This window comes from Clostridium sp., assembly GCF_018372875.1.
Lineage (GTDB): Bacteria > Bacillota > Clostridia > Clostridiales > Clostridiaceae > Clostridium.
The window spans coordinates 20,639-33,632 of the sequence record NZ_JAHAIF010000015.1 but is presented as its reverse complement, the minus strand read 5'-3'; the positions used below and the strand labels follow the sequence as shown (position 1 = coordinate 33,632).

General features: G+C 28.0%; 11 protein-coding genes and 1 tRNA gene. 8 read left to right on the top strand and 4 right to left on the bottom strand.

Going from position 1 to position 12,994, the window contains the following annotated elements; translation table 11 throughout:
* Window positions 1–285 precede the first annotated feature (285 nt).
* The 3 genes from KIB46_RS06935 to KIB46_RS06925 all read left to right on the top strand — a co-directional run bounded on the left by KIB46_RS06935 (window position 286) and on the right by KIB46_RS06925 (window position 2,575).
* On the top strand, window positions 286–1,125 hold the full coding sequence (locus KIB46_RS06935) for a HAMP domain-containing sensor histidine kinase (RefSeq protein WP_291671265.1): 840 nt from the start codon (window positions 286–288) through the stop codon (window positions 1,123–1,125).
* A gap of 71 nt (window positions 1,126–1,196) precedes the next feature.
* Window positions 1,197–1,271 (top strand) — tRNA-Arg (locus KIB46_RS06930).
* A 161-nt stretch (window positions 1,272–1,432) separates the two neighbouring features.
* The gene (locus KIB46_RS06925) at window positions 1,433–2,575 is read left to right on the top strand and encodes a DUF1887 family CARF protein (protein ID WP_291671264.1); all 1,143 of its coding nucleotides are present in this window, start codon (window positions 1,433–1,435) and stop codon (window positions 2,573–2,575) included.
* On the opposite strand, the gene KIB46_RS06920 is transcribed toward KIB46_RS06925, so the two are convergent.
* Window positions 2,572–3,468 carry a phosphatidylserine decarboxylase gene (locus tag KIB46_RS06920; protein ID WP_156562576.1) on the bottom strand — a complete coding sequence of 299 codons (897 nt, stop codon included), beginning with the start codon at window positions 3,466–3,468 and terminating at the stop codon, window positions 2,572–2,574. The two genes, KIB46_RS06925 and KIB46_RS06920, sit on opposite strands and share 4 nt — an antisense overlap.
* A gap of 332 nt (window positions 3,469–3,800) precedes the next feature.
* Between KIB46_RS06920 and KIB46_RS06915 the strand changes: the two genes are divergently transcribed.
* Both KIB46_RS06915 and KIB46_RS06910 read left to right on the top strand, forming a co-directional pair.
* Complete coding sequence (locus tag KIB46_RS06915; protein WP_156562578.1) at window positions 3,801–5,549, top strand: ferredoxin hydrogenase; 1,749 nt, start codon at window positions 3,801–3,803, stop codon at window positions 5,547–5,549.
* 59 nt (window positions 5,550–5,608) lie between these two features.
* Entirely contained in the window at window positions 5,609–5,812 is a 204-nt protein-coding gene (locus tag KIB46_RS06910; protein WP_291671277.1) for a heavy metal-associated domain-containing protein, read from the top strand.
* Between the two features lie 186 nt (window positions 5,813–5,998).
* Here KIB46_RS06910 and KIB46_RS06905 read toward each other — a convergent pair whose 3' ends face one another.
* The gene (locus KIB46_RS06905; protein ID WP_291671263.1) at window positions 5,999–7,594 is read right to left on the bottom strand and encodes an ATP-binding cassette domain-containing protein; all 1,596 of its coding nucleotides are present in this window, start codon (window positions 7,592–7,594) and stop codon (window positions 5,999–6,001) included.
* A gap of 191 nt (window positions 7,595–7,785) precedes the next feature.
* Between KIB46_RS06905 and ybaK the strand changes: the two genes are divergently transcribed.
* A complete protein-coding gene (gene ybaK / locus KIB46_RS06900) occupies window positions 7,786–8,256 on the top strand; it encodes a Cys-tRNA(Pro) deacylase (RefSeq protein WP_291671262.1) in 471 nt (156 codons plus the stop codon).
* Between the two features lie 96 nt (window positions 8,257–8,352).
* On the opposite strand, the gene KIB46_RS06895 is transcribed toward ybaK, so the two are convergent.
* Entirely contained in the window at window positions 8,353–9,000 is a 648-nt protein-coding gene (locus KIB46_RS06895; RefSeq protein ID WP_156562584.1) for a hemolysin III family protein, read from the bottom strand.
* Between the two features lie 214 nt (window positions 9,001–9,214).
* Between KIB46_RS06895 and KIB46_RS06890 the strand changes: the two genes are divergently transcribed.
* Both KIB46_RS06890 and KIB46_RS06885 read left to right on the top strand, forming a co-directional pair.
* On the top strand, window positions 9,215–9,799 hold the full coding sequence (locus KIB46_RS06890; RefSeq protein ID WP_291671261.1) for a DUF1836 domain-containing protein: 585 nt from the start codon (window positions 9,215–9,217) through the stop codon (window positions 9,797–9,799).
* A complete protein-coding gene (locus tag KIB46_RS06885) occupies window positions 9,800–11,500 on the top strand; it encodes an ABC-ATPase domain-containing protein (protein ID WP_291671260.1) in 1,701 nt (566 codons plus the stop codon).
* Window positions 11,501–11,578: 78 nt separating this feature from the next.
* On the opposite strand, the gene KIB46_RS06880 is transcribed toward KIB46_RS06885, so the two are convergent.
* On the bottom strand, window positions 11,579–12,922 hold the full coding sequence (locus tag KIB46_RS06880) for a YjiH family protein (protein ID WP_156562591.1): 1,344 nt from the start codon (window positions 12,920–12,922) through the stop codon (window positions 11,579–11,581).
* Window positions 12,923–12,994 lie beyond the last annotated feature (72 nt).

The following is a 12,994-nucleotide window of genomic DNA, read 5'->3' as shown; positions in this document are numbered from 1 at the left end:
TATTATTACATTTTTATATTAAAAAATATAAAATAAAGGATAGTAATTTTATAATTTCCTTACTTTTAGTACGGGTGGGGTGGATATTTGTTTTAATGTGACTTGGAGCTTGCGACTAAACAAGCAAAATAAATATCTGCTACACCCTTTTTTACAATGTGCATTTCCTTTTTTTTACAAAAATTAATTGTCTTAATGAATTGAATGTGATAATATGTATATGTAATTTCAAATATATGGAAAAAATATGAGATATAATTTAATTGTATAATGAAGGGGATTAATATGACAGAGAATATTTCTATAAATAATATGACCAAAGAAGAGTTGTTAGAAAAAATTAATGAGCTTAATGGAAAAATTAAATTACAAGAAGATTTTTTATTAAATATATCACATGATTTAAGGAGTCCTATAAATGTAATATTAAGTATACTTCAATGTTTTAAATATACTAAAACTGAAGATAAAAAAGAAGAATATAATGAAATGATAAAAAGAAATAGCCTAAAGATAATTAAATTAATTGATAACTTAATAGATACTACAAAATTAGAGAATCAATATTATGAATTAAATAAAAAGAATATAGATATAGTATGTGTTGTAGAGAATATAGTTGATTCTATAGAAAAGTATTCACAATGTAAAAATATACAAATGGTATTTGATACTAATGTGGAAGAGTGTATAGTAGCAGCAGACCCTAATGCAATAGATAGAATAGTTATGAATTTATTATCCAATGCTATAAAGTTTGCACCAAGTGATTCTGATATATTAGTTAATATTATAAAGAATAATAATACAGTAAATATATCAGTAGAAGATCATGGTCCAGGAATACCTAAAATTGAACAAGGACTTATATTTAATAGATTTAAGCAATCAACATTAAATAAGGAAAGTGAGTATAAAGGAAGTGGAATTGGATTAGATTTAGTAAACTATCTAACTAAATCTCATAATGGAGAAGTAAAGTTAGAAAGTATTGAAGGAAAGGGATCGAAATTTACTGTATCTTTACCTATAACATTAGTAGATGGAAAAAATGATTATAAAGATTTATTTAAAAGAGATAAAGTAGAAATGCTAGAAATAGAGTTTTCAGATATATACCTTTAAATAATTGTCATTAATTAGTCTTGATATATTTCAACCTTTATGATAATATAATTCTGTTATTTATATTATGTGGGGTGTTAGTTAAACGGATATAACATACCGCTACGGACGGTAGATTATGGGTTCGATTCCTGTACGCCCTGCCATTAAGAGAGTCTTTTTTAGGACTCTCTTTTTTTGTATAGGGGAAAATATAAAGTTTTAATTAGCTATAAATTAAAGATAAAATTATAAATCTAATATATGGATTAAAAAGTAGTTAACTGGTTAAATTAAAATGGAGAATAATTATAAGGATGATAGTTTGATGAAATTTAATTTACTTATTAACCAATTAGATGAACATAATGAAGTTGGAATTTTATTAGCTCAAAAATATAAAATAAAATCTGTAGTAATGTTATATAGAAATAAAGAAAAAAAGAAGTTAGATAAATTTAAACAATTGTATCTAGATTTAAATAAGATAGAAGTAATTGATGAGTTAATAGATGAAGATAATTATGATAATCTTAAAAATATAATTTCAAAATACAAGGAAAAAGAGATAATAATTAATCTTACTAGTGGTAATAGAATAACATCTTTAATAATGTTAAAAATAGCAATTGAATTAAATTTACAGTGTGTTTATGTAGATTTATTGAAAAAGAGAAGATATATTTTTGATAAGGGGTATAGAATAATAGAGCAACCTTTAGAAGATATAAGTATATCTGATGCAATACATCTTTCTGGAGCTAATATAACATTAGATTCTACTAGTTTGGCAGAAAAAAGTGATATTCAAGAATTTACGAAAGCAATACTAAGTAATTTGGATATATGGCATAGATATAAGCAGAAGTTATATGACAATAATATTTTTAAACATGATTACAAGGATACTTCTAAGATAAATATAAATAAGTGTCTTGTAGAAGCTGAAGAGTTAAAATTAATTCATAGCATATTAAATTATTTAAAAGAAAAGAATGAAATTGAGTTTATAGAAGATAAGGATAATATTGAAGTAGTATTTAAAAATGATTATTTAAAGGGATTTATATTTAAGAGTGGTACTTGGCTAGAGGTAGTAACAACACTAGTAGTTCAAAGTATTAAAGATATTGATGAAGTAAAAAGTGGTTTAATATTTTATTGGGGAGATGATTTAAAGAGAGTACGTAATGAATTAGATGTTGTAGCTATAAGAGATTCTGTTTTAATATGTATATCATGTAAAGATAGTGATAAGTATGATGAAGATGCCTTAAATGAACTACAGGTTTATAGTGAAAGATTAGGGGGAAGAAATGCTATAAAGATATTGGTTGCTACAAAGCAGCCCGTAAAGAAGACTGTAATGGATAGAGCAAAAGAAATGAATATTAACATAGTTATTTTAGATAAAAATATAGATATATTTAAGAAGGTATTAATAGATTTGATAAAAAAGAAGACAGTTTAATCTGTCTTCTTTTTATGTCCTATTTTTTCACCTAATTGAACTTTGCATTCAAAACCAAAGTCAGTTTGAGCAAGTATATCTTCATCAATTTCAATCATATCCTTTTTGAAGAATAGTATTGTTGTTGAACCACCAAACTTAAAATATCCTTTTTCATCACCTTTAAGGACTTTTTTACCAGGTTCATAAGTTTGAATTATTGTGCCAACACAAGTTGCCCCAACTTCTATATGAATAATATCTCCAAAATTTTCGGATTCAAAAATTGACCATTCTCTTTTATTTTGGCAGTATAACTTTGGAATTCTTTCTAAAGCTGTAGGATTTACAGAATAGTAAGAGCCATCGATAAAGTGACTTTCTTTAGGTATACCATTATCAATAAAATGAAATCTATGGTAATCTGTAGGACAAAGTCTTAATACCAAACAAGTGCCACCTTCATATTGGTAGGCTACTTTACTATCTCCTATTAATTCAGATAGACTATAAGTAATTCCTTTTACTTGTACAAGCTTATTCATAGAGATATTTTCATAAGCAAAAAGTCTTCCATCTCCTGGGGACACTAAAATATTTGAATTCATATCTATAGGTCTTGAATTGTTATTAAGTTCTCTAATGAAGAAGTCATTAAATGATGAAAAATCATTAGTTTTTTTAATAGCTATATCAATGTCTATATCAAAGTCTTTTATAAATTTAGGGATTTTCCTTTTACTAAGTTTTGTATCACAGTATTTTCCGTATACCTTTGATACTAGTTTCTTTTTGATTAGTAATTCTGTAAGGCTTTTGCCAATAGGTGATTCATAACACCATTTTATATATTTTGATCCAGCTACTTTTTCTATCTCATAAGAGTCTTTTTTTCTATCATAAATTTTTATCATACATTACCTCATGCAACTATTAAAAAATTCTATTATAAATTAAAGTTTACCACATAAATTTATTGTAAACAAAATTTATAATTCTATTAAGAAAAGAAAGATGAAGTTATTTATAAAAATTTAATTATATTCTTATGAAAAGTATACTTGAACAACATTGGCTTTAATTCACATTGAACTAATTCTTTTTTAGCGTTAAAATAAAGGTGACAAACAGTTTGATAAAAATTTAACGAATTATCTGAAAATTAGAGTTTTTTTAAATTTATATGATAAACTAGAGGAAGAAAATAGAATTTTGATTTATAAGAAGAAATTTATGGAGGTACAGGATGGAGAATATCATAATCAATGATAAGGTGTGTAAAGCAACGGAAGGTAAAACAGTATTAGAAGTTGCAAGAGAAAATGGAATTGACATACCTACTTTATGCTACTTAAAGGAATGCGGTAATGTTGGTAAATGTGGTGTATGCGCAGTTGAAATAGAAGGGAAAAATAATTTAGCTTTAGCTTGTTTAACAAAAGTTGAAGATGGAATGGTTGTAAGAACTGATACAGAAAAGGTTCAAGAAAGAGTAAAAGCAAGAGTTTCAACAATACTTAATAAGCATGAATTTAAGTGCGGTCCTTGTCCTAGAAGAGAAAATTGTGAATTGTTAAAGTTAGTTATAAAAACTAAAGCTAAAGCAAATACTCCTTTTGTTGTAGAAAATAAAGAAGAGTACGTTGATGTTAGAAGTAAATCTATAACAATAGATAGATCAAAATGTATTTTATGTGGAAGATGTGCAGCAGCATGTACTGAAAAAACAGGTACAAGCTCTATTAAGCTAGTAAATGTTAATGGTAAAAGAATAGTTACTCCAGAAGAACAAAAATGTTTTGATGAAACAAATTGTTTATTATGTGGTCAATGTGTAGCTGCTTGTCCAGTTGGTGCATTATCAGAAAAAACTCATATTGATAGGGTAAAAGAAGCCTTAGAAGACCCAGAAAAGCATGTAATAGTAGCTATGGCTCCTGCTGTAAGAACAGCAATGGGAGAATTATTTAATATGGGCTATGGAGTTGATGTAACTGGTAAGTTATATACAGCATTAAGAGAATTAGGATTTGATAAGATATTTGATATAAATTTTGGCGCAGATATGACTATTATGGAAGAAGCTACTGAACTTTTAGAAAGAATAGAGAAAAAAGGCCCATTCCCTATGTTTACATCATGTTGTCCAGGTTGGGTAAGACAAGTGGAAAATTATTATCCAGATTTATTAGAAAATTTATCTTCTGCTAAGTCACCTCAACAAATTTTTGGTACAGCAAGTAAGACATACTATCCGCATATAGCCGGAATAGCTCCTGAAAAGATATTTACAGTAACAATTATGCCATGTACAGCTAAGAAGTTTGAAGCAGATAGAGAAGATATGGAATTTGACGGATTAAGAAATATAGATGCAGTTTTAACTACAAGAGAGTTAGCTAAACTTATAAAAGAAAAGAAGATTGCTTTTGCTAAGCTAGAAGATAGTCAAGCAGATCCTGCAATGGGAGAATATACTGGAGCAGGAGCTATATTTGGAGCTACTGGTGGAGTAATGGAAGCAGCTATAAGAACTGCAAAAGAATTTGTTGAAAAGAAAGAACTAGAAAACTTAGATTATACAGAAGTAAGAGGATTAAATGGAATTAAAGAAGCTTCTGTAAATATAGGTGGAGAAAACTATAATGTTGCAGTAATTAATGGTTCTGCCAACTTATTTGAATTCATTGAAAGTGGAAGAATGAATAGTAAAGAATATCACTTTATTGAAGTTATGACATGTCCAGGTGGATGCGTAAATGGTGGTGGACAACCTCATATTAATAATTTAGAAAGAGAAAAGATTGATATTAAATCGGTAAGAGCGTCTGTTCTTTATAATCAAGATAAGAGTGCTAAGAAGAGAAAGTCACATGAAAATGTTGCTTTAATGAAAATGTATGATGAGTATATGGGACAACCAGGTCATGGAAAGGCTCATGAACTATTACATTACAAATATAAGAAAAAAGAAACTTCAGAAGAAGTTATTTAATATAAAAATGTGAACTTGAACATACTATTAATTTTAACTTATGAAAAGGAGAAATAGTTATTAATAGAGTTCACTATGAGGTAAATAATTTAGTTAATTCAACAAGTAAAACACAGCTTAAGAATGCTTTAGATAAAGTGGAAGGGGTTCAAAACGTTTGTGTTGATATGGCAAGAGGCACTGTGGAAGTTATTTATAGTGGTGAAGCTAATGAATCAAAAATTAAAAATTGTATAGAAGACTCGGGATTCAATGTAGAATAATAATAATAGCTGTACGAAGTTTAGTACAGCTATTATTAGTTAAAGCAGAATTTCTAAATTAAAGATTAAAAATATATATTTATATATTTTTAAGAAGTTAAGAAGTTATAGGGAAAATGCGGTTTTGAAATGAATTAGTGAGAAGCAAATAAAAATAGGTTTCGTAAAATACGAAACCTATTTTTATTAGTTTATTGCATTAGAAAATTCTAAGTATTCATCAAATGTCATAGTTCTATCAACTATAGAACCATCATCCTTAATATCAATAATTCTATTTGCTATTGTTTGAACGAATTGGTGGTCATGTGAAGCAAATAGTATATTACTATTGAAGTCTTTTAGTCCATTATTTACAGCTGTAATTGATTCAAGGTCTAAGTGGTTTGTAGGTTGATCTAGCATTAATACATTTGCATTAGAAAGCATCATTCTAGATAGCATACATCTAACCTTTTCTCCTCCTGATAAAACAGAAGCTTCTTTTAATGCTTCTTCACCAGAGAATAACATTCTTCCTAAGAATCCTCTTATATAACTTTCTGCCTTCTCATCAGAGTATTGTCTTAACCAATCAACTAAAGATAAGTGGCAATCATTGAAGTATTGAGAATTATCTTTAGGGAAGTATGCTTTAGTTATAGTAATTCCCCATTTAAATTCTCCACTATCTGCTTCTATTTCTCCAGCTAATATTTTAAATAGTGTAGTAACAGCTATTTCATTACCTATTAAAGCAATTTTATCACCTTTGTTAACCATAAAGTTTACATTGTCTAAAACCTTAACTCCGTCAATAGTTTTAGATAAGTCTTTTACTGTTAATATATCATTACCAACTTCTCTTTCTGGTTTAAATCCAACGAATGGATATCTTCTGCTAGATGGTTGAATATCATCTAAAGTAATCTTATCTAATAACTTTTTACGAGATGTAGCTTGCTTTGACTTAGATGCATTAGCACTAAATCTTGCAATAAAGTCTTGAAGTTCTTTAATTTTTTCTTCTTTCTTCTTATTTTGATCTTTAGCCATTTGTAAAGCTAATTGACTTGATTCATACCAGAAGTCGTAGTTACCAACAAATAACTTAATTTTACCAAAGTCAACATCGGCCATATGTGTACAAACTGTATTTAAAAAGTGTCTATCATGGGATACTACTATAACAGTACCTTCAAATTTTGATAAGAAATCTTCTAACCAATTTACAGCTTTAAGGTCTAAGTGGTTTGTAGGTTCGTCTAGAACTAGAACACCAGGATTACCAAATAAAGCTTGAGCTAAAAGAACTTTAACTTTTTCAGCACCTGTTAATTCTGAAACCATTTTGTAGTGAGATTCAGTTCCAATTCCTAAACCTTGAAGTAGGGATGAAGCTTCAGATTCTGCTTCCCATCCATTTAAGTCTGCAAATTCACCTTCTAATTCAGAAGCTCTTATACCATCTTCATCACTGAAATCTGGCTTTGCATATAATTCATCTTTTTCCTTCATAATTTGGTAAAGTCTTTCATTACCCATAATTACAGTTTCTAAAACTTGATAATTATCGTACAGGTTGTGCTCTTGCTTTAATACAGACATTCTTGTATTTGGAGCCAAGATAACTTCTCCTGTATTTGGTTCAACGTCACCAGATAAAATCTTAAGGAATGTAGATTTACCTGCACCATTTGCACCTATAACACCATAGCAGTTACCTGGAGTGAATTTTAAGTTAACATCTTCAAATAATTTTCTACCGCCATATCTTAAGCTAACATTAGATACTGTTATCAATAGTTTCTACCTCATTTCATTTATTCTTTCATTCAGTTATTATAACATAGAATAACGCTTTAATCGACAAGCAGAGTTTTTAATATAAGTAAATTTTTACTATAAGGTAAAAAAACGAGAACTTAGAGCATTTTAAATGAAAATTATTAGGAGTATAATAATAAATAAGATTAATTGTGAGGAGTAGAGATATGCAAAAAACAAATGCAATGAGAATTTTAGATAAATCAAAAATAAAATATAATACATATACATACGAAGCAGGCGATGGTCATATTGATGGAGTATCTGTTGCAAACAAACTCTCACAAGATGTAAGTATGGTATTTAAAACATTAGTTGCACAAGGAAACTCAAGAGAATTATATGTATTTGTAATTCCTGTTAGTGAGGAATTAAATTTAAAAAAAGCTGCAAAAGTTGCAGGTGAAAAGAATGTTGAAATGATACACGTAAAAGATATAAACAAGTATACAGGATATATAAGAGGTGGATGTTCTCCTATAGGAATGAAAAAGTTATATAAAACATTTATACATGAGTCTGCTAAAGCATTAGAAAAAATTATTTTCAGTGGTGGAAAGATAGGAATGCAAATTGAAGCAAATCCAGATGATATATTAAATTTAATTAATGGAAAATATGAAGATTTAATAATGTAAAAATAGAAAGCAAGTTGGCAATGGAGGAAGCCAAATGCTTTCTTTTATTAATTCATTAATTTGGAAGTTATCCTAATTAATGAAGAGTAGGCTTTATTACAATATATATTTAAAGAAACATATGAAATGGCATAGGGAACCAAGCATTATGAAAATATGGAATATTTCATGTCCACCAAAAGCACCAATTTTTATTTTATCAGACTTAATAGCATAGATAACTCCACCTATAGTATATAGAACTCCACCTAAAATTAGTAAAAATATAGCTATAGGATTAAGGGCTTTTGATAAAGGATAAATTGCAAATATAGCAAACCAACCAATGGTTATATACATAACACTACTAATCCACTTAGGGCAAGTAATCCAAATCATTTTAAAAACTATACCTAAGATACCTGTAGCAGCTACAATTCCAAAAAGAATATACCCAGTTTTATTGTGTAATGCCAACAGACAGGGGGGTGCATAGGAACCAGCTATAAGTATAAATATCATTGAGTGATCCAATCGTTTTAATGTTTTTATTACTTTGTCACTAGATATAACAGAGTGATAAGTTGCGGAAGCGGAATATAGAAGTACCATACTTAATCCAAATATAATTGCAACAGTATATTCAAGTAATGTTCCATTATCTAAAGATATTTTTATTATCATAAGTATTAGACCTATTAATGAAAGTATAGCTCCTATAAGGTGAGTCAATCCATTAATTGGTTCTCTAAGATATTTATCCATAAAATCCTCCGATCTAAGTCAAGTAGTTTTAATAACTACTTGAAATTATATTTAAATTATTATATATAGATATATTATAGTCAAATCTAATAAAAAAGTTTCATAGCTGTTCTAAATAATAAGGTGTACCATTTTCTTGAAATATCTCTTATTTACTATTAAAATTAAAATATAACAATAAGTAGTTTTTAAAACTAGTTTAAGGAGATTTTATATGAACGAAACAAGGATTGACGAAATAATAAAGAAGTTATCTTTAACTGAAAGAGTAGAAGAGAAAGATATACCAGAAATAGATTTATATATGGATCAGGTAATTCAAATATTTGAACAAAAGCTATCTAGCTCTAAAAGAAAGGATAGTGATAAGGTATTAACTAAAACAATGATTAATAATTATGCTAAAGCAAAGTTATTAATGAGCATAAAAAATAAAAAGTATTCTAAAGAACATTTATTATTGATGAGCATGATATATGATTTAAAGGGTTCTCTATCAATAAGTGATATTAAAGACTTATTTGACAATATAGTAAAAAAGTACGATGAAGATAAGGAATATGACTTAAGAAGTCTGTATAAGTTATATTTGGATACAAACAAATCTAATTTTAAAGATTTTTTGGATAATATACATAAACAGTTAGAAAGTGTAAAAGAAATTGTAGATGATAATGAAGACTTTAATGAGTATGAAGAAAAGTTTTTATTTATATGTTCTATGGTTTCAATGAGCAATATGTATAGAAGGTTAGCAGAAGCTATGGTGGATGAATATTTTGCAGAAGGTGATAAATAAATGAAGAACTTAAATGAATTAAGAAAAATGCTTTATGATATAGATGGTAGAGGTTATAAGGCATACAAGTCTCTTGAAGGAATATATGAATTTAATAATTACAAATTAGCTATAGATCATGTTCAAGGAGATCCATTTGCGTCCCCATCTAGAGTTAGAGTAATAATGAGTCAAAAATATTCTCAAATACCTAATAACTTATTTGATAACTATAATAAAAAGGTTGCAGTTCAAGACTTTTTAGTTAGAGTTTTCTACAAAAATATAAATAAGTATAGTTCAAGGGTTTTTGGTTCAGGGAAAAGTGGATTAATCTCTATTAGTAAGTGTACTCAAGAAATATTAGATAGAACGGCTATATTAATAGATAATGATAAGGTAGAAGTAAGAATAGAAGTTGGTTTTCCTGCAAGGGGGAGGAGTGTATTAGCTAGAGAATTAGAAAAGATATTATATGATTATCTTCCAAAGATAATAGATGAGTCAATAGTCTACAATAATATTAATAAAGATGCTTTAAGAAAAAGGGTAGAATTAGTTGAGGACCAACAATATATAAGGCAAGGTTTAGAAGATTGTGGGTTAGTTGCTTTTATAGGAAATGGTTCAATATTACCAAGAGAAAGTGGGGTATCTTCAATGCCCCTTAGGAATGGAATTAAGTTCATTTCGCCAAAAGAATTAGAAGTGAGTTTTAATACTCCTAATTCAGGGATAATAAAAGGAATGGGAATACCTAAAGGAATAACTTTAATTGTTGGTGGAGGATATCATGGTAAATCTACTTTATTAAAGGCATTAGAGTTAGGTGTATATAATCATATTGAAGGTGATGGAAGAGAATTTGTAATAACTAATGATTCTGCAATGAAAGTAAGAGCAGAAGATGGAAGGGTTATTCATAAGGATGACATATCGTTATTTATAAATAATTTACCTAATAAAAAGGATACAAAGAACTTTGTAAGTGATAATGCAAGTGGAAGTACATCACAAGCAGCTAATATTATTGAGAGTATAGAGTCTGGATCAAGACTAATTTTAATTGATGAAGATACATCAGCAACTAATTTTATGATTAGAGATGATATAATGCAGAAATTAGTAGCAAAAGAAAGTGAGCCAATAACTCCTTTTATTGAAGTAGCTAAAGCATTATATGAACAAATAGAGTTATCAACTATAATTGTAGTAGGTAGCTCAGGAGATTATTTTGATATAGCAGATAATGTTATACAAATGGAAGCTTATGAGCCTAAGGTTGTTACAAATGAAGCTAAGGAACTAAGTAGTGGTAAAATTCTAGAGAGAATAAAAAATAATAACATTGAAATAAATATTGATTTTAATAGGGTAGTAAGAAAGGGAAGCATTGAAAGGGGACCTAAGGGAGTAAAAGTTAAAGGGCTTGGAATTGATGGGCTAAGTATTAATAAGGAAAATATAGATCTTAAGTTAGTAGAACAATTAGTAGATAGTGAGCAGGTATATGCAATAGGAGAGATAATCAAGTGGGCTGAAGATAATATTATAGATAATAAGCTAACCCTTAGAGAAGTAGTAGATAATATTATGAATTATATAGATAAGAATGGACTAATAAAAGTAAGTAATATGTCTGGTGGAAACGGAAGACTATCAAAGCCAAGACGTCAGGAAATTATGTGTGCATACAATAGATTTAGATTGTTAAAGTTATAAAGTATGGGTTAATAGAATTAGAGTTTTATTTACTTATAGATATTAGAATAAGCCAAGTTTTACTTGGCTTATTTCTATTTAAAAGATTATGTTTGCTATTAATGTAATAATAGGTAGAGTAACTAAAGTTCTTTGAATAAAGATTATTATTAAGTCTTTTAAGTTAACAGGTATCTTTGAACCTAATAATAAGCCCCCTACCTCTGACATATATATTAGCTGAGTTACTGATGTTGCAGCTATTATAAATCTAGTTATTTCACTTTCTATTGAAGAGGCTAATACTGAAGGAATAAACATATCAGCAAATCCAACAACTAATGTTTGAGAAGCCTGTACGGCTTCAGGAATTCTTAATAATTCTAAAAGAGGAATAAAAGGCATTCCCAGTAGTTGGAAAAAGGTTGTATATTCAGCAATTATAACTGCTATTCCACCCATAGCCATAACAACAGGTAAAACACCTATCCACATATCTAAAACATTTTTGAATCCATCTAATAAAATATTTTTGATACTAGAATTTTTTTCAGCTTTGTTTAATGCATTATGTAATCCCCATGAGAAAGTAGTGTATCCATCTGGAATTAAATCAATATCTCCTTTTTTGGAACTTCCATCGATATATGTATCTGGTTTCCTTGAAAGAGGAGGTATTCTAGATATAATAATTGCCGCTATAATACCAGCTAAAGTAACTGTTATGTAAAAAGGAACAAACATGTGAGATAGTCCAACTTGAGATATAACCATTAAGCTAAAAGTTATAGATACTGCAGAAAAAGAAGTACCTATTATTGCTGCTTCCTTTTTGGTATAAAATCCTTCTTCGTACTGCTTACTTGTTAAAAGGATTCCTATTGTTCCATCTCCTAACCATGAAGTAATACAGTCTATGGATGATCTTCCAGGTAATTTAAATATAGGTCTCATTATTTTTGTAAATAATGCACCAACAAATTCTAATAATCCATGATTAAGTAGAAGTGGAAGAAATAAACCTGCAAATAAGAATATTGATGTTAATACTGGTAGTAAATCAAATAAAATCATAGAACCAGTACTTTCAGACCATATAAATTCAGGTCCAATTTTAAAATATGACATTATAGCAAGTATCATTCCAGTTATTCTAGCAAAAAGCCAGATTGGTGAAACTGAAAAAAGTTCATTTAAAACTTTATTTTCAGGTTTTATAAATTTTACTAAAATACTTCCTAAAGCTGAAATTAAAATAAGTAATACAGCAATTAAAGGAAGAATATCACCTAGTAAATTAACTGTATAGTTAGAAAGAAATGCTACCGGTATAGTAACTTCACCACCTATATTTATAGGTATCATAAAAAGTAGTATACCTATAATAGAAGGAATAAAAAATTTAAAAAAAGATGAAATTTTTATATTTGAATTTTTATTCATTTTTATCTCCTTTAAGTTTATAATTATACAATAATTATATTTTATTATACTTTTTACAAAAAAGATAGTATA